Genomic DNA, 17,320 nt, shown 5'->3' on the forward strand with positions numbered 1-17,320 from the left:
CGGCAACAAGATGGAAGGACCGCCCGCAGCGGTCCTTCGTCGTTTTCGGGGGCGGGCACCATTCTCCCAGTGCGGCCCGGGCTTGCATCGCCCGACGAAAATCACTATCCGGTCTTTGCCGATTGGATGGCACGCGGTTGTAGCTCAGCTGGTTAGAGCGTCGGATTGTGGCTCCGAAGGTCGGTGGTTCGAACCCACCCAACCGTACCACTCGCCAGCCGCCGATCCTCCCGAATTCGATCCTGCAACCGTTCGTTCCGGCAGCTTCATGCCTGGTCGAATGGAGAGCTCAATAAACTCGCTGCCGGCGCACGAGCTGGGGCCCCGGCAGGTCTGGCCTCTGCGACGATCGCGCCGGCTTCGACCGGAAGCGTTGCCGGAACTGATCGGCGGCTTGCTTGCGCATTCCCCTTTCCTGGCCGTCCTTGCCAAAAGGGCTCTCGCCTCCGCCCGGCGCAAGCCTAAGTCAGCCCCAGCGAGGCAGCGCGGCTTTCGCGCGCATCCAACGCTTCCGCCTCGCCGCAGAGATGCCGTCCGCGCGGCGAGATCGAACGGTCTTCGACGAGGCGCGGGATTGACGGCGGCCGCCTGAGGCGTGATGCCTCGCCGCGACACCTGCCGGCGGAGCGCCGCATCGGCACGGCACGCGCCTCTTCGGCGCGCCCTCCCACCGCCGGCGGGAAATCTTTTCGACGGGCGGCGGCAACGATTTGAAACCGGAACAGAAGGTTCGACCATGGCACTGGAACTCACGGGCAAGCACCTGATCGCCGGCGAATGGAAGGCGTCCGCGACGACCTTCCGCTCGGAGCCGTCGAGCGGCGAGCCGCGCGACTTCTCGGTCGGGACGCCGGAACTCGTCGACGAAGCGGTGAAGGCCGCGGAGGAAGCGTTCTGGTCCTACGGCTATTCGAGCCGCGACGAGCGCGCCGCCTTCCTGGAGACGGTGGCCGACGAGATCGAGGCGCGCGGCGAGGCGATCACCGAGATCGGCAGCGGCGAGACCGGCCTGCCGGCCGCAAGGCTGCAGGGCGAGCGCGGCCGCACCACCGGCCAGCTGCGGCTCTTCGCCAGGCACATCCGCGAGGGCGCCTATCTCGATCGTCGCCACGACGCGGCGATGCCCGACCGCCAGCCGGCGCCGCGTCCCGACATCCGCCTGATCCAGCGGCCGATCGGCCCCGTCGCCGTCTTCGGCGCGTCGAACTTTCCGCTCGCCTTCTCCACCGCCGGCGGCGACACCGCCGCGGCGCTCGCCGCCGGCTGCCCGGTCGTCGTCAAGGGCCACGGCGCCCATCCGGGAACCGGCGAGATCGTCGCCCAGGCGATCGCCGCGGCGGTGAAGAAGCACGGCCTGCATCCCGGCGTCTTCTCGCTGGTCCAGGGCGGCAAGCGCGACGTCGGCGAGGCGCTCGTGACCCATCCGCTGATCAAGGCAGTCGGCTTCACCGGCTCGCTCGCCGGCGGGCGGGCGCTGTTCGATCTCTGCGCCCGGCGGCCCGAGCCGATACCCTTCTTCGGCGAGCTCGGCTCGGTCAATCCGATGTTCCTGATGCCGGAGGCCCTCAAGGCCCGGGCCGCGGCCATCGGCAAGGGCTGGGCCGGATCGCTGACCATGGGTGCCGGCCAGTTCTGCACCAATCCGGGGATCGCCATCCTGATCGAGGGGGAGGGTGCCGAGGCCTTCGTCTCTGCCGCGGTTGAGGCGGCGAAGGACGTCTCCCGGCAGGCGATGCTGACCGACGGCATCGCCCATGCCTATCGCAAGGGGGCCGACCGCGTCGCATCGACCGAGGGCGTGCGGCCGCTGATCGGCGAGGCGAACGATTCGCGCCATGCCTCGCCCTATCTCTTCGAGACCACCGGCGAGGCCTTCGCCAGGGACGAGACGCTCGCCGAGGAGGTGTTCGGCCCGCTGGGCATCGTCGTGAAGGTGAAGGACGTCGCCGAGATGGAGCGGCTCGCCCGCGGTTTCGACGGCCAGCTCACGGTCACGCTGCACATGGACGCCGGCGACACTGACGCCGCGGCGCGACTGATGCCGATCCTCGAACGCAAGGCCGGGCGCATTCTCGCCAACGGCTTCCCGACGGGGGTCGAGGTCTGCGACGCCATGGTCCATGGCGGCCCCTATCCGGCCTCGACGAATTTCGGCGCGACCTCGGTCGGAACCCTGTCGATCCGCCGCTTCCTGCGGCCGGTCTGCTATCAGGCGATCCCGGCCGATCTGCTTCCCGCCGACCTGAAGTGACGGGCTGCAGCGGGTCCCGCCGCGCGCCGGCCACGGCCGCCGCGAAAGCGCGATCCGGGCCATTGCCCTTTCCCGCCCCACCGGCTATCGGTGGCGCATGGATACAAAGGTCGTCACGGCGATGAACTGGTGGTGGACGCTCTGACAGAGCGGCCGAGCCGTCACGCATCGTGATCTCGATAGAAGGCCGCCTCGTGAACCGGGCGGCCTTTTCGCTTTCGTCGTCCGGGCCGAGAGGGGCCGAGCACGGAGGATCGGACATGGTGAGCGAACATCTGGACGACGGGACCGAGCGGTATACCACCGCCGGGGGTGTCGTCGTCACGAGGCGGCGCGAGAAGGTCGTCTACGAGGGCGCGATCGACCCCTATTTCGACCGGCTCGACACGCATCGCGGCGCGATCCTCTTCTCCAACTACGAATATCCCGGCCGCTACACCCGCCAGGACGTCGCCTTCGTCGATCCGCCGCTGGTCGTCGCCTCGCGCGGCCGCAGCCTGTGGATCGAGGCGCTGAACCCCCGCGGCCGGGTGCTCGCCGGGCTGGTCGCCACCGTGCTTCGCGACTGCGACGACGTCGCCTCGCTCGAAGTCGGCGAGGACCGGATCGACGTTGCCATCGCCACGCCGAAAGGGGCGGTGACGGAAGAGGAGCGTTCGCGCGTTCCGACCGTTTTTTCCGTGCTGCGCCGCATCGTGTCGCTGTTCCGCTCGCCCGAGGACGGGGCGATCGGGCTCTACGGCGCCTTCGGCTACGACCTCGCCTTCCAGTTCGATCCGGTGACGGAGGTCCAGCAGCGCGATCCCGAGCGCCGCGACCTGGTGCTCTACCTTCCCGACGAGCTTCTCGAGGTCGATCACTACTCGGCCTCGGCCTTCCTGACCCGCTACGATTTCTGCCTCGGCGACGCCTCGACCGAAGGGCTCGCCCGCGGCGAGGCGTCGGCGCCCTTCGTCGCGTCGGACCGGATCCCGCCGCGCGGCGACCACGCGCCCGGCGAATATGCCGAACTCGTGCGCCTCGCCAAGGAAGAGTTCCGCCGCGGCAATCTGTTCGAGGTGGTGCCGGGCCAGGTGTTCTACGAGCGGGCCGAGCATCGGCCGTCGGAGATTTCCCGCCGGCTGAAGGCGGTGAACCCGTCGCCCTATTCCTTCTTCATCAATCTCGGCGAGAACGAGTTCCTGATCGGCGCGAGCCCGGAGATGTTCGTCAGGGTCAACGGCCGACGGGTCGAGACCTGCCCGATTTCCGGCACGATCAAGCGCGGCGAGGACGCGATCTCCGATTCCGAGCAGATCCTGAAGCTGCTCAATTCGAAGAAGGACGAATCGGAACTGACGATGTGTTCCGACGTCGACCGCAACGACAAGAGCCGGGTGTGCGATCCCGGTTCGGTCAAGGTCATCGGCCGGCGCCAGATCGAGATGTATTCGCGTCTCATTCATACGGTGGACCATATCGAGGGACGCCTGCGCGACGGCATGGACGCCTTCGACGCCTTTCTCTCCCATGCCTGGGCCGTGACCGTCACCGGCGCGCCGAAGCTCTGGGCGATGCGCTTCATCGAGCGGCACGAGAAGAGTCCGCGCGCCTGGTACGGCGGCGCGGTGGGCATGGTGCATTTCAACGGCGACATGAACACCGGGCTGACGCTGCGCACCATCCGGCTGAAGGACGGGATCGCCGAGGTCAGGGCCGGCGCGACGCTGCTCTACGATTCCAACCCGGAGGAGGAGGAGGCCGAGACCGAGCTCAAGGCCTCGGCGCTGCTCGGCGCGATCCGCGAGGCCGGCGCGTCCAACGCGCAGGCCGGCGTGCGCGAGACCGCGCGGGTCGGCGAGGGCCTGTCGATCCTCCTCGTCGACCACGAGGACTCCTTCGTCCACACCCTCGCCAACTACTTCCGCCAGACCGGCGCGAAGGTCGCGACCGTGCGCACCCCGGTGCCGGCCGAGATCTTCGAACGGATCGACCCGGACCTCGTCGTCCTGTCGCCCGGGCCGGGCATGCCATCCGACTTCGACTGCAAGGGCACGATCGCCGCGGCGCGTGAGCGCGGCGCGGCGGTCTTCGGCGTCTGCCTCGGGCTGCAGGCGCTCGCCGAAGCCTATGGCGGCGCGCTGCGGACGCTGCACGTCCCGATGCACGGCAAGCCCTCGCGCATCCGCATCGACAAGCCGGGAATCATCTTTTCCGGCCTGCCGCGGGAGATCACCGTCGGTCGCTACCATTCGATCTTCGCCGATCCCGTCCGCCTGCCGCGGGATTTCGAGGTGACGGCCGAGACCGAGGACGGGATCGTCATGGCCTTCGAGCATCGCTCGGAGCCCGTCGCGGCGGTGCAGTTCCATCCCGAAAGCATCATGACGCTCGGCGGCGATGCCGGCATGCGGATGATCGAGAACGTCGTCGCGCATCTGCCGCGGCGCGCGAAGGAGAAGGCCGCCTGACGGCGGCCGCCGTTTCGCCGATGCCGGAAAGCAAAGCTCCGATCGCCATGCGCATGGCGGCGGCGACCGTCGCCGTCGCGCTGCTGGTGCTTGCGATCAAGTATTCCGCCTATGTGGTGACCGGCTCGGTCGCCCTGTTTTCCGACGCGCTCGAGTCGATCGTCAACGTCGTCGCCGGGCTCGTCGCCCTGTGGGCGGTCGCGGTCAGCTACAAGCCGGCCGACAACGACCATCCGTTCGGCCACACCAAGGCCGAGTACTTCTCTGCCGTGGTCGAGGGCGTGCTGATCGTCGTCGCGGCGCTGCTCATCCTCAAGGAAGCCTGGGGCGCCTACTGGCAGCCGCGCGGCTTCGACGCGCCGCTCGAGGGGCTTCTCCTCAACGGCGTCGCGACCGCGATCAACGCCGTCTGGGCCTTCGTCCTGATCCGCGCCGGCCGCACCCACCGCTCGCCGGCGCTTGCCGCGGACGGCCGCCACATCCTCGCCGACGTCGTCACCTCGGTCGGCGTCATCGTCGGCCTGACGCTCGCGACGCTGACCGGCTGGAACGTCCTCGACCCGCTGCTCGCGGCCCTCGTCGCCCTCAACATCCTCTGGGAGGGAACCCGCGTCGTCACCTCGTCGCTGTCCGGCCTGATGGACCAGGCGATCGACGCCGAATCCGACGCAAAGGTGCGCGAGACGATCTCGGCCAATGCCGACGGGGCGATCGAAGTCCACGACCTCAAGACCCGGCTCGCCGGCCGGGCGATGTTCATCGAGTTCCATCTCGTCGTCCCCGGCGAGATGACCGTCGCGAAATCGCACCGCATCTGCGACCGGATCGAGGACGCGCTGCAGGAACTGTTTTCCGGGGCGCGGGTGCTGATCCACGTCGAGCCGGAGGACGAGGCCAAGCAGACCGGCGTGCCGGTGCTCTGAAGCATGATCCCGCCCCTATGTAGCAGATGCACCATCAAAACGGTAGGCGGAACAGCGGCCTAACCGTATCCTGCCGGGCATGTCATCTCATACTGTATCCGGCCTCATTCGCAAGCGCTCCGATCTTGCAACGGAGCGCGAATGGCTCCAGCAGCGGATCGCCGAAATCGACATTGACCTAGCCGCAGTGGACCGAACGCTGGGCCAGGTCGGCTTCATAGGTGAACCCGAATCCATCCGCCCGCGAAGGAAGCACATAAGCGCGTTCAGGCGCGGCGAGCTTCGCAGGTTGATCATTGGGGCTTTGCGGGACGCGGACGAACCCTTGGCGGGTGGTACACTCGCCACGGCCATTGCTGACGGAAGGACCGATCGGGCCACGCTGATGAATGCGGTGTACGGAGCGCTCAGGCGCACGACGCTGAGCGCGATGGTCGAAAGGTCCGGGACGAGCGGGGCAACGTCTTTTATGCGCTGGTGGGGAGGCAGAGGAGCTTTAGATGCGTGGTGTCGATTGCGGCATTTCACGCTGAATAAAAGATGCAAATAATGGCACGGTGAAATCCGTTGTTCCATACGATGGGCTAAATATCATTCCCTTTGCAATTAGAGATGAGCGCAGTGGTGCAACGGTCGAAACTGCTGCACCATAGGCTTTTGCAATGTCTCCTGACGCATGAGGGCCGTCTCCCAATTTCGCCATTGCCGATATATACTTTCGCTCAGTCGGCGTCATCCTCTCCAAACGAACTCGAAAAAAGCTTTCATCAAGGCGGCGGATTGCCTCGGGTCCCGCATTCAGTACGTCAGAAAGTGTAATCCGATCATTTGACGCGATATTCCAAGCTACGTATCCCCACTCTTGGAGGAAGTAGGGATAGCCTTTCGTGACATCTAAAAGCGCGGAAAATGCCTCCTCTTCGATCTGCACTCCTTCAGACTCAGCGGGCTCCGACAGTGCTATTCTTGCATAGGGCTCGGTGAGGGCTTCTACCCGGGGGAAGTCAAAAAGCCTTTCGGCATAAGACTTGGAATCACCCATTTTCCCAAGTAGTTGCGGCAAACCAGCACCTACTAAAACTATCGGCAATCCTCTCTGGTTCATTCGGTGAATTGCCATGACAAGAGCACCCATCTCCTCATGTGATAAATACTGCAATTCATCGATCAACAAAACGACCGCTGTATTTTTTGATTTTGCCGTCTGACCTACTATGTTAAGAAGTTCTGGAAGATCATTTGATAAATCTCCGCTATCTGCTACGCCTTGCGTGTCCGGAAATGAAATTCCAAATTCGATATCATTGTATGTTGCTTTGAACGCGTTTGCAAAATTTTTGAGAATAGAAAGTCCTTGCTTCGCTAATTCACCGGCCTGGGCGGATTTAGACAGCTTTATTAACACCTTTCGCAGCTGGGGTATAATCAATTGCGCTAGATTTGCGTTTTCGTGAGCTTCGATATATACTACGTGAAATTTGTCGTCTTCCGCAATGTCTAGTATGCGATTTAGTACTACTGTTTTCCCGACACCACGCAGGCCCACAGCAATAAAGCTCTTTGCGTGCCGCCCTAGACGGGCGCGAGCTAGCGCAGTTGTTGCGGTGGTGACCAGGTCGTCACGACCCGCAATGACAGGTGGCTTATTGCCTGCGCCGGGAGCGTAAGGATTGCGCATAGGGTCCAAATCGAACACTCCGATTATTGAGTTTAGCCAGTTTATGACGGTTTAGACGAGATTATCAAACAGCATTATCACTGCCAATACCCGCACCACGCACGGCTAACCGGCGACAGGACGGCATCGCCGACCAGCGTGAAGGCGTTGGTGCCGTTGTCGCGGCGGCGGTGATGCTCGCACCATGCGGCATTGGCGGCGTACTGGTGAAGGTAGCGGTGGGAAACGCCGTGGTGCTGGCCGCGCACCATGCGATGGAGACGCGAGAAGTAGCTTTCAACCCAGTTCGTGTGCTTGCCGTTCAAGTCGCTGTAGTCTTCCGAGTGATTGATACGCTCGGTGGGGAAGAAGGCGTTCAGCAAGTCCCAGTGGGTGGCCTCGTCGGCGTACATCCTGGCGCCGTTTGCGCCCATCTGCTTCGCGAGGTCGACGCCCTCGTGCTCGTACTGGCGAACGAAGGTCAGGGTGCGGCCAAGGCGCTCGCGGATGGCGATCACGACGCGGCGGGTGCCGGAAAAGCCGCGTCGCCTCGCCGGCACCGGCCCCGGGTTAGTTGTTCACCAGCTCGATCGTGCCGATCACCGGCTTGGCGCCGGCCTCCGGATTGTCGGCCGGGACGATGTAGTAGCTGAGCGGATCCTTGATCGCGCCGGACTGCAGCTTGTCGGTGATGTCGAAAACGAAGCGCACCGGCTTCGGCGCCGCGTCGGTGCCGAAGGGCTGGGCGTCGAAGAACTGCAGCGACCCGACGTAGCTGGGGCTGTCGCCGGTCGCGGGCTGGGCGCCGGGCTGGCCGGCGAAGACGTTGTAGACGGTGCCGGGCTGCACGTCGGTCTTGATGCCGCTGAGCACGAGATACTGGCGCTTCGGCGAGTTCTTCAGGCCGAGCGCGAAGCTCTCCGTCGAGGCGCCGTGCTGGGCCGGGGTGAGGGTGATCGCCGTCGGCGCGGCGCCGAGGACCAGCGGCTGGTTCGTCGTCGCCATCATCTCGGCCTGCGCCTGGGCCTGTGTCCCGTCGGGCTCCTGACCCGCGCCCGGCGTCTGGGCCTGACCCTGGCCCTGGCCCTGGTCCGCCTGGGCAAGCTGCGTGCCGCCGCCGCCGCCGAGAATGTCGTTCACCGCCGCCGCTCCCGAAAGCGCCGTCGTCCGCGCGCTCTCGCGCGAGGCGACCGCCACCCCGCCGCCGCGCTGGCGCGGCAGTTCGTCATAGCTGTAGCCGAGCGGCTCGATCGCCGTGACCTGGCCGTTGGTCACCTCGATGCGGTTGCCCGAAGCGTCGGCGAAGACGTGGACCTGCTGGCTCGCCCACTGCTTGCCGGTCGGGTTGCGGCCGCCATTGGCGTTCCAGCCGGCCCAGATCCGGTCGATGTTGCAGTGGTGGATCCAGAAGATCGGATCCTGCGCGGCGAAGGGCACGGCACCCATGTTCTCGGTGCCGCCGGTGTTGACGTGGATGAAGCCGTGCAGGCCGTTGTCGATGCGTTCGTTGAAACCCTGCGGCACGCCCTGCGGCCCGGCGTAGTACTGGCGCTCGTCCATCACGTCGAGCGACAGAAGCTGCGCCGGCAGCCCGCCGCGCACCTCGGTCAGCGGCGTGCCGGAGTTGATGCCGGGATTGCGGTTGGCCTGGTAGAGCGCACCGTAGGTCGGGTCGTCCTTCTGGCGGAACTCGACCGGCAGCGTCGCGTCCTCGGTATAGTTCCAGTAGGGCAGGGTGAAGGCGTCGTCCTGGGCGACGCGGCGGATCGTATCTTCGAAGAACAGGATCAGCGCCCGGTGCCAGGGCAGGAAGTTCGGCTCCCAGGTGCCGCTGCCATGGGCCTGGCAGGTGCTCCAGACCCGGTTGGCGAGGTCGCGGTCCGGGCTCGGCTGGCTGCCGTAGATGCGGTTGAGCTCGGCGAGCTTGGAACTCGAGCCGCTCACCGCATGGGTGTACCACTGGAAGGTCCACGAGGCCGGGGTGCCGGCCCCGGTCTGCTTCATGGCCTGCACCGCCCGGGCGTAGGTCTGAAGCATCCGCTTGCCCTCGGTGGAGCGGGCATCGTAGCGCACGCGCAGCGGCTGGGCCTTGGCGAGATGCTCGAAGCTGACGGGCAGCAGCCCGACCATGGTGAGCGATGCGACGACCTTCAGAAGGTTGCGTCTCGTGGTTTGCATGGGAGCGGCCCTCGACCCTGGCGTACGACATAGCCCCGCCCCGAGCATAGGCCGAAACCCCGGCCGATGCATCATGCTGCCGTAGCGTCACGAAAAGTTTTGTCGGCGGCAGATTTCCCCGTTCCGCCGGCGCCGCGTGTCGCCCCGTTCCGCCGGGATCGTCGGCAGGGGTGAGCGCCGGCAGAGATCTCGCCCGTCGGGGATCGTGGCGGTCAGCTGCCGCCGGAGGTGGTGCACACCCTGGCGCCGACGCCTGCGCCGGCCGGCACGAGCACCGGCTTTGCCAGGCGCCGCTCGCGCGCTGCCGAGGCGACCGGAATGCCGCGATGCAGCTGCTTCACCGCCTCGATGACGACGACGCCGGCGAAAAGCGGCCAGAATTTGCGGCCGATGCGTTCGAGCGCCGGCCAGAAGCCGATCAGCGAGTTCCTCTGGAACGGCGGGAAGAGCAGCGCTTCGCCCCAGGCATGCGGGGTGAAGGTGACCGAGCGCAGGAGCCGCGTCAGCTGGCCGCGCGACCAGGGGCGGCCGGAGCCGAAGGGCGTGTGTTCGAAGCGCGCCCAGACGCCGCGCCGGTGCGGAACGACGATGACGAGGCTGCCCCCGGGGGCGAGCACTCTCCATGCTTCGGCCATCAGCGCCTCGGGGCTCTCGGCGAATTCCAGAGCGTGGATCATCAGGATCCGGTCGATCGAGGCATCGCCGAGCGGCAGGTCCTCGATCCCGACGAGTGCCGTCCGCGGCGCCGCGCCGCGCGGCCAGCGCTCGGCTCCCTGGGCAGCCGGCATGAAGGCCAGCGCCCGCTCGCAGTCGCTTCCGAAGCGCGAGAGATACGGCGTTGCATAGCCGAGACCGAGCAGCCGTTCCTCCGAGATCGGCCGCCACATCGGCGACAGGGCGAGGGTGATCGAGCGGACGGCGGCGGCACCCAGCGGCGAGCCGTAGAAATTGCACAGGTCGATGATGTCGGCATTGGTCGACAGGGGACAGTCTCCCGAGGTTCCAGTGCGGCGGCAGCCTCTTATATAAAACCACCGCCGGCTGACCCGAAACCGTCATGTCGCGAAATCGGCACGAATCCTTCGGGAGGGGCCCGGCGAGAGGCTCGTCGCCAAAACCGTGCTTCGCCTTCAGGCGGGCCGGATGGCGATCCGCCTCATGGGGAACGGCAGGTTTGGAGCGTCGACCTGGAACGTCGGGACGTGTCGAAGGGGAAAGCCGATCCGCACGCTGGTTTCCGCCGATTTTCGCATGGGATTTTCGCAGCGAGGCTCGCCTTCGCCTGCGGGCGCGAGGGCCGGGTCGGATCCGCAATAGGTTTAGGAGAACATCATGGCAAGCTTCGACATCCGGCAGTTCGTCTGCCGCAGCGACAATTTCGGCGTGCTGGTCCACGAGGCCGAGAGCGGCACGACCATCGCGATCGACGCGCCGGAAGAACAGCCGATCCTCGCGGCGCTCGACGAGGCCGGCTGGACGCTCACCCACATCCTCACCACCCACCACCATGGCGATCACGTCGCCGCGAACGACGCCCTGAAGGCACGCTTCCACGTCGAGGTGATCGGCCCGGAAAAGGAGCGAATGAAGATCCCGGGGCTCGACCGCGGCGTTTCCGGCGGCGAGACGATCGACGTCGGCGGCGTTGCAGTCGAGGTGTTCGACACGCCGGGACACACGCTCGGCCACGTTTCCTATTACATGCCGCAAGCGCGGGCGCTGTTTGCCGCCGACACCCTGTTCTCGCTCGGCTGCGGCCGGCTCTTCGAGGGCGATCCCGCGATGATGTGGGATTCGCTGCAGAAGCTGCGGGCGCTGCCGGACGGTACGATGCTCTATTGCGGCCACGAATATACCGCAACCAACGCCAAATGCGCCGTCTCGGTCGATCCGGACAACGTCGCGCTGAAGGAGCGGGTGCTGGAGGTGGAAGAGTTGCGCCGCGACGGCCGACCGACCTTGCCCGTTCTGCTCGGACGGGAGAAGAAGACCAATCCGTTTCTGAGGGCCGACGATCCGGCGCTCATGGCGGCGATGGGAATGGGTGAGGCAAGACCGGTCGAGGTCTTTGCCGCGATCAGAAGGAAGAGGGATCAGTACTGATGAGTTCAGCAGCGCTCAGGATCGTGAGAAGCCTCGACATGAAGCCGCATCCGGAAGGCGGCTGGTATCGCGAGACGTTTCGCGACGAGCGTCAGGACGGGGACGGGCGGCCCCGGTCGACGGCGATCTACTACCTGCTCGAGGCCGGCGAGACCTCCGAATGGCACCGCGTCAACGACGCAGCGGAGGTCTGGCATTGGTATGCCGGCGCACCGCTGGTCATCACCGTCTCGCAGAACGGCCACGACGCCTCGGCCCATCGCCTCGGCCCCGACATCGAGGCGGGCGAGCGGCCGCAATTCGTGGTCCCCGCCGGCTGCTGGCAGACGGCGACCTCGCTCGGCGAATACACGCTCGTCGGCTGCACGGTGGCGCCTGCCTTCGATTTCGACGGCTTCGAGATGGCCCCGAAGGACTGGCGGCCGACCCCCCGCCGCGGCTGACGATGACGGGATAAGGCACGTGTCGGGACGGCGACGCAAGGTTCGAGCGATGGCCGCGCCCCGCCTCCGGATGGTCTCACGAGCAAGGAACCGATCCGGCCGGCCCGGCATTCGTCGTCGGGCGCGGTCCGGGTCTTGCGACCCCGGCCGGGCGCATCCCGCCGGCCCGGGCGGCTGCCGTCCCGGTGGCCCGTCTCGACGCGGCGCGCCACCCGGCGTCCGCGGCCCGGTCAGACCGGCGGCGGGAGTCCGAAAGGCAGGTCCGATGCATCCGACATGGTTCTTCTCAGCCTCCCGGCGCACCGTCGATCGCCGGGCGGCACCTGCCTCCGGCGTCTCGGTCCGCACCCGTTTTTCCCAAAACGTCCGTCTGGCAGCGGGTGTCGCGGCGGCGCTGTGGCTTTGCGGGTTGCCGGTGCCGCTCGGAGCCGGGATCGCAGCCGCCGCGGCCGAACTGCCGGTGACGGGAAAGGCGCCGGCGCCGATGCCGCGTCCGGACGATGCGGGACCCGTTGAAAGCCAGCCGGATGCGGCGGAGCCGGCGGCCGGCGAAGCCGGCGAACGGCCCGCGGCGGGCGAGGACGCAAAGAGCTCCCGTCGCGGCGATCGCCGCATCGGAAAGGCGGAAACAGCGCGGCCGGAGCCGCTCCCCGAGGACGGACCGGTGCCGGTCGCACGACCGGATGCCGGCGGATCAAGAAATACGGGTGCCGGCGCATCGCAAAACGAGGCAAGGGGCAGCGAGGCAAAGTCTCAAGGGACGGCGGAAGACGGCAATTCCGGCGAGAGCGTCACGCCGTCGAGCCTCAAGGCCGATCTCCCGAGTGTGACGCCCGCCGCCACCGTCGAAGCGGCCGCCGCGATCGTCGAGGCCAAGGCCTGCGAAGCCGAGCTGAAGCGGCGCGGCGCCGAATTCACGGTCGGCGAGAGCATTTCGGAAGGCCAGTGCGGCGTGCTGCGCCCGGTGGCGATCCACAAGCTTTCTTCCGGCATCGCCGTCGAGCCCGAGACGCAGTTGCTCTGCCAGACCGCGCTGGCGCTCGACGACTGGGCGAAAGAGGCGGTCGTGCCGGCGGCCCGCGCGGCCTTCGGGCCGCAGAGGACCGTGACGGCAATCCGGCATGCCTCCACCTTCGTCTGCCGGCCACGCTCCTCCGAGGACAAGATCTCCGAACATGCCCGCGGCAGCGCCATCGACATCGCCGCCTTCGTGCTGTCCGACGAAAGTGCGGTCGGCGTCCGGGCGATTCCCGACGATTCAGAGCGGCACGCTGATTCTGACTCCGGCGGCGAGGAGATGGCGGCCGATTCGGCCGCTGCGGGAAATCGAAACGCTTCGGATGGACCGGACGGGGGAACCGGTAACGCCTCAGGTGCACAAGCCGTCGCCGCAAAGCAGGCTGAAAAAGCCAAGGCCGACACCGCATCGCCGGTCGGCGCGCGGAGCGAGGATGCGCGGGAGCGGCAGTTCCTGACGCGCATCCGCGCCGCCGCCTGCGGACCGTTCAAAACGGTACTCGGTCCCGGCACCGATGCCGACCACACGACGCATTTCCATCTCGACATGGCGGCTCGGCACGGCGGCGCGACCTACTGCCACTGAGCGTAATACCGGGCCGCGACCGTCACCGGGCGATCCTTCGAATGGGGCGCTGTCGAAGGCGATTGGCCTGATCTTTCCCCTTGCGGGCAAGATGCCGGTAGGCAGAGGGGGAGGGGGCGGCCTCGCGCCCCTCCTTGCCACGGTCGCGCTTCGACCTGAACCGTCTGCCTAACATCTCCCCGAAAGGCGGAGATCGAAACGGCGCCGACGCCGCATGGCTTCAAGCGAATTTCTGTCGCGACCCGCCGCCGCCGGAATGCGACATCCGAACGTGCTGCCATATCGCCCGGGGCGCCGCTGCGCCGCTGTGCCGCGTGGGATCGGCGTCCCGCCTATTCCTCGGCGACGAGCGGCGTGTCGACATGTTCGGCGAGCAGCTTGTCGATGCGGTCGCGCTCGCGCTTGAAGGTGACGAGATCGTCGCCCTCGAGCACCTGACCCGGCGGGATCTTGATCCGCATCGGGTCGACGGGCTTGCCGTTGACATGCACCTCGAAATGCAAGTGGTTGCCGGTCGACAGGCCGGTCGAGCCGACATAGCCGATCACCTGGCCCTGGCGGATTTTCGCCCCAGGCTTGATACCGTCGGCGATGCCACTCTGGTGGCCGTAGATCGTCTCGTAGCCGTTGGCGTGGCGGATCTCGGTCTCGCGGCCGTAGCCGCTGGACCAGCCGGCCTTCTCGACGACGCCGTCAGCCGCGGCGAGGATCGGCGTGCCGCGCGGCGCCGCCCAGTCGACGCCCCAGTGCGGACGCACGTAGCCGAGCACCGGATGGCGGCGGCCGGTGGAAAAGCCCGAGCTGAAGCGCGCGTTCGGCACCGGCTTGCGCAGCAGGAAGTGCCCGGCGCTCTGGCCGTCCTGGTCGAAATAGTCGGCGAGGCCCGTCTCCTTCGGGCGAAACCGGTAATAGCGCTTCTCGATGTCGCCGATATGCACGTCGACATAGAGGATCTCGGCCGGGTCCTCGTCCTCGCCGTCCCTGGTCATCGAATAGAACACGACGAGGTGGTCGCTCGGCGACAGCCGGCCCTGCAGGTCGAGGTCGGTGGCCAGCATGTGGGCGAGCTGGCGGCACATCCTGAGGTCGAGCCCGTAGGAGAGGGCGGCCTGGTAGATGCCGTCGTAGATCGACGGCATGTCGTTGCGGATCGGCGCCTCGTCCTCGTTCTCGTCGATCGCCTCGCTGACCGAATCCGACATTTCCGGCGAGGCGGCCGGCTCGAAGGGGCCGTCCTGGGTGGCGGCGACGGTGGCGACGTGCTGGCCGGCCCGATAGGCGGAAAGCCGCACCACCTCGCTGTCGGGCGGCGCCTCGCCGGCCTCGGCGCGCGGCTGCGTCTCGACGCCGATCCGCAGCGCGTCGCCGGCCTGAAGCGTGTCGGCCCCGAGGATCTCGGCGAGGGCCTCGACGGCCGCCTTGGCGCCGTCGTCCTCGTGGCCGGCACGGCTCAGCATCTCGGCCATCGCCGCCTTCTGGCGGAACGGCACGATCTCCTCGTGGAAGCGTGGCAGCGCCGCCTCGTTGGTATCGGCGACCGCATAGGAGACGTTCTGCGCGACCACCCGGAAGGCCGAGCCCGGCTCGTAGTCGGTCGCCGGGTCCGGACTGATACCGAAGCGGAACGGATCGACGGTCCCGAGCGAGGCGACCTGGACCGGCTGGCCGCCGAGGCCGGGGGCGATCGACCGGACGAGATTTTCCGCCGATACCGCGTCGAGATCGACGTTGCGCTCGTAGCTCGCCGGGGAAAAGTCGAAGGCCGAGACCTTGAGGCGCACCTCCGATTCCACCCGCGCGCCGTAGATCTTCGCCGGTTCGCCGGCAGCAGCGGCCGCCGCATCGGCATCGCCGTCCTCGTCGCCGGCATAGATCGTCATCGGGTCGAAGCCCGGATAATCCGCGGTCGCCGGATAGCGCGCGGCGAGCAGCATGTTGACGTAGCCGAAGGGGAGGGTGCGCAGCACCTCGCGGTCGCCCTTGCGCGTCAGCGTCGAGAGTTCCATGATCTGGCGCGAGCGCGCCACCGGAAGAGCGGTGGCGACGACGCGTTCGCCCTTGACGATCGTCTCGTCGTCCGGCGTCGCCGCGGCGGCCGAGGCCGCGATCGCCGGGCGCGAGGCCCCCCGGTGCCCGTCGAGGGCGGCCGAGAGCGCGATTCCCATCAGTGCGGTCGAGGTGAGGCCGGTGAGGAGAGTGCCGGTCAGCCAGCGCGCCGAGACCTGCCGCTTGTCCGGCCGCCGCCTTCCGTCGGCGACGAGCGCCGGCTCGTTGCCGAGGGCGGAAGAGAGGCCAAGCCTGTCGTGCGGCGTCCGAGTCATTCCTCTCCCCAGAAGGATCCTGTCGCCACGGCCGGGCGTCGTCAGCCCTTCGACCAACAAGGTGGCGAAATCCCGGCCGTATCCCTCATCGCGGCCTTCCCGCTGAACGAGCGGGCGGGGAGTCGAATAGCCGACCGGGGAGACGGGCTCAAGCGCAGGCGCTTCCGGCGGGCGCTTTCCACCGTGGGTCCGGAGCCGGCGAGGCGGCGGGCTGGATCTCCACACGCGGGCACGAGGCAATGAAACGCTGCGCTGCCGCCGGCCTTCCTTCCTTCCTTGCAGCGACCGTCCCACCGATCCCACGGTCGTCCGGCCGCCGGTCGGGGCCGCGCTGCCCGGCGAACCCGGATGCGGCAAAGGGGCGAAAGCGCATCCGGTGCATCGCCGGTAGTCGTGGCCGGCGGCAGGCATGGCCGGCGGAGACTTCCAGCGTACCGAACGAGACGAGGGAAGAGGAAACGAGACGAGGGAAGAGGAAGGGAAGAGGAGGGGAGGGGAGCCGATCGCGGGTGCGCCGCAGGCTTGGCCGCATGAATGGATGCATGAATGGACGGGGGGCCATCCCGGCCGTTCCAGTGACGGAACCGCGCCCGCCCCGTCAGCGAGCTCCAGGAGGAGGTCGCACGCCGCCGCGTCCAGCGGCAGCGCCCGGCCGGCGCCGCACTTCCCGACCAGGGGCCGCCGGACCGGCCCGCCAGGCCGCGCAGCGGGCCGGGAGGGCGGCGGAAACGGGCGCCGCGAGGTTTTTTGAAGTTTTTGCGAAACCGCCGTTGACAGGCCGGGAAGCCACGGCCTATATGGCGCTCATCAACGACGGCGGCGGCGCCGACACGCTCCTTCAACGGAGCGGACGATCTCCGGCTCGGGAGAGAAATCTCCGGCCGGAAGGTTTTTGCGCCTCCATCGTCGGCATCTTTTGAGTTTTGTCGACGGGTTCGGCCTTCCAACGAGGGCTCGGTCTCCTTCGCTCTTCTCGACGGCGCAATGTGCCGTGTTCTTTGACATTGTTGGTATTGGAGACAAGAAAGAGAAGCGTGGGCGGCGCGGGTTTTGCGGCTCATCCTTGCCGGTATCCTTTCCGGTATGGGGTGAGTTTGTGAGATGGCCCTGGCCGTCACGGACTTCTCTTTGGATGAGAATGGTCTCTCCGGTCTGTTTGACGGTTTGTTCGTTTCGCAAGGGACGGACGGGTCGTCGTGGCTGGAGGGCATGGCGTTTTCGGTCGCCGGGTTCGCAGGATTGCGGGCCGGGCATTTGGCATGGGCTTTCGGGCTTTTGCCGGGCCGGGGATGCTGAAGAAATTCTCGTCAAGCTTTGAGACAGTGACGGCTGGGACAACTCTTATCAAACCTGAGAGTTTGATCCTGGCTCAGAACGAACGCTGGCGGCAG

At 67.0% G+C, this 17,320-nt stretch carries 11 protein-coding genes, 1 tRNA gene and 1 pseudogene; 8 read left to right on the forward strand and 5 right to left on the reverse strand.

All coding sequences use genetic code 11. The features are described 5' to 3' along the window. Positions 1-133 precede the first annotated feature (133 nt). From J1C47_RS15135 to J1C47_RS15150, 4 genes are all read left to right on the forward strand, one after another. Positions 134-210, forward strand: a tRNA-His gene (locus tag J1C47_RS15135). 526 nt (positions 211-736) lie between these two features. Beyond that, the gene (locus tag J1C47_RS15140; protein WP_207351615.1) at positions 737-2,251 is read left to right on the forward strand and encodes an aldehyde dehydrogenase (NADP(+)); all 1,515 of its coding nucleotides are present in this window, start codon (positions 737-739) and stop codon (positions 2,249-2,251) included. Positions 2,252-2,511: 260 nt separating this feature from the next. Then, entirely contained in the window at positions 2,512-4,701 is a 2,190-nt protein-coding gene (locus tag J1C47_RS15145; RefSeq protein WP_207351616.1) for an anthranilate synthase, read from the forward strand. A 20-nt stretch (positions 4,702-4,721) separates the two neighbouring features. Beyond that, positions 4,722-5,624, forward strand: a complete 903-nt coding sequence (locus tag J1C47_RS15150) for a cation diffusion facilitator family transporter (protein WP_207351617.1) — start codon at positions 4,722-4,724, stop codon at positions 5,622-5,624. 496 nt (positions 5,625-6,120) lie between these two features. Here the strand turns inward: J1C47_RS15150 and J1C47_RS15155 are convergent, their stop codons facing one another. The 4 genes and pseudogenes from J1C47_RS15155 to J1C47_RS15170 all read right to left on the reverse strand — a co-directional run bounded on the left by J1C47_RS15155 (position 6,121) and on the right by J1C47_RS15170 (position 10,346). Beyond that, positions 6,121-7,320, reverse strand: coding sequence for an ATP-binding protein (locus tag J1C47_RS15155; RefSeq protein ID WP_342591995.1), 1,200 nt, complete (start codon positions 7,318-7,320; stop codon positions 6,121-6,123). Between the two features lie 59 nt (positions 7,321-7,379). Further along, positions 7,380-7,829 (reverse strand): annotated as a pseudogene (locus tag J1C47_RS15160) (transposase); the annotation flags it as partial. A gap of 22 nt (positions 7,830-7,851) precedes the next feature. Continuing rightward, positions 7,852-9,459, reverse strand: a complete 1,608-nt coding sequence (locus tag J1C47_RS15165; protein WP_207351618.1) for a tyrosinase family protein — start codon at positions 9,457-9,459, stop codon at positions 7,852-7,854. Positions 9,460-9,671: 212 nt separating this feature from the next. Further along, positions 9,672-10,346, reverse strand: coding sequence for a methyltransferase domain-containing protein (locus J1C47_RS15170; protein WP_207351619.1), 675 nt, complete (start codon positions 10,344-10,346; stop codon positions 9,672-9,674). Between the two features lie 445 nt (positions 10,347-10,791). On the opposite strand from J1C47_RS15170, the gene gloB reads away from it, so the two are divergent. The 3 genes from gloB to J1C47_RS15185 all read left to right on the forward strand — a co-directional run bounded on the left by gloB (position 10,792) and on the right by J1C47_RS15185 (position 13,608). Beyond that, positions 10,792-11,562: a hydroxyacylglutathione hydrolase gene (gene gloB / locus J1C47_RS15175; RefSeq protein WP_207351620.1), complete on the forward strand. Its 771-nt coding sequence runs from the start codon at positions 10,792-10,794 to the stop codon at positions 11,560-11,562. Next, entirely contained in the window at positions 11,562-12,005 is a 444-nt protein-coding gene (locus J1C47_RS15180) for a cupin domain-containing protein (RefSeq protein WP_207351621.1), read from the forward strand. The genes gloB and J1C47_RS15180 overlap by 1 nt, the downstream gene beginning before the upstream one ends. 664 nt (positions 12,006-12,669) lie before the next feature. After that, positions 12,670-13,608, forward strand: coding sequence for an extensin family protein (locus J1C47_RS15185; protein WP_207351622.1), 939 nt, complete (start codon positions 12,670-12,672; stop codon positions 13,606-13,608). A 332-nt stretch (positions 13,609-13,940) separates the two neighbouring features. Here the strand turns inward: J1C47_RS15185 and J1C47_RS15190 are convergent, their stop codons facing one another. Next, a complete protein-coding gene (locus tag J1C47_RS15190) occupies positions 13,941-15,929 on the reverse strand; it encodes a M23 family metallopeptidase (protein WP_207351623.1) in 1,989 nt (662 codons plus the stop codon). Between the two features lie 1,101 nt (positions 15,930-17,030). Between J1C47_RS15190 and J1C47_RS15195 the strand changes: the two genes are divergently transcribed. Beyond that, positions 17,031-17,225 carry a hypothetical protein gene (locus J1C47_RS15195; protein ID WP_207351624.1) on the forward strand — a complete coding sequence of 65 codons (195 nt, stop codon included), beginning with the start codon at positions 17,031-17,033 and terminating at the stop codon, positions 17,223-17,225. The last annotated feature ends 95 nt before the right edge of the window (positions 17,226-17,320 follow it).

This window comes from Jiella sonneratiae (assembly GCF_017353515.1).
Lineage (GTDB): Bacteria > Pseudomonadota > Alphaproteobacteria > Rhizobiales > Rhizobiaceae > Jiella > Jiella sonneratiae.

Excerpts from the sequence above, each read along its gene's own strand:
- J1C47_RS15145 (WP_207351616.1), top strand. The coding sequence starts at position 2,512 with ATGGTGAGCGAACATCTGGACGACGGGACCGAGCGGTATACCACCGCC.
- J1C47_RS15195 (WP_207351624.1), top strand. The coding sequence starts at position 17,031 with ATGGCCCTGGCCGTCACGGACTTCTCTTTGGATGAGAATGGTCTCTCC.
- J1C47_RS15180 (WP_207351621.1), top strand. The coding sequence starts at position 11,562 with ATGAGTTCAGCAGCGCTCAGGATCGTGAGAAGCCTCGACATGAAGCCG.
- gloB (WP_207351620.1), top strand. The coding sequence starts at position 10,792 with ATGGCAAGCTTCGACATCCGGCAGTTCGTCTGCCGCAGCGACAATTTC.
- J1C47_RS15140 (WP_207351615.1), top strand. The coding sequence starts at position 737 with ATGGCACTGGAACTCACGGGCAAGCACCTGATCGCCGGCGAATGGAAG.
- J1C47_RS15170 (WP_207351619.1), bottom strand. The coding sequence starts at position 10,346 with ATGTGGCGGCCGATCTCGGAGGAACGGCTGCTCGGTCTCGGCTATGCA.
- J1C47_RS15150 (WP_207351617.1), top strand. The coding sequence starts at position 4,722 with ATGCCGGAAAGCAAAGCTCCGATCGCCATGCGCATGGCGGCGGCGACC.
- J1C47_RS15165 (WP_207351618.1), bottom strand. The coding sequence starts at position 9,459 with ATGCAAACCACGAGACGCAACCTTCTGAAGGTCGTCGCATCGCTCACC.
- J1C47_RS15190 (WP_207351623.1), bottom strand. The coding sequence starts at position 15,929 with ATGACTCGGACGCCGCACGACAGGCTTGGCCTCTCTTCCGCCCTCGGC.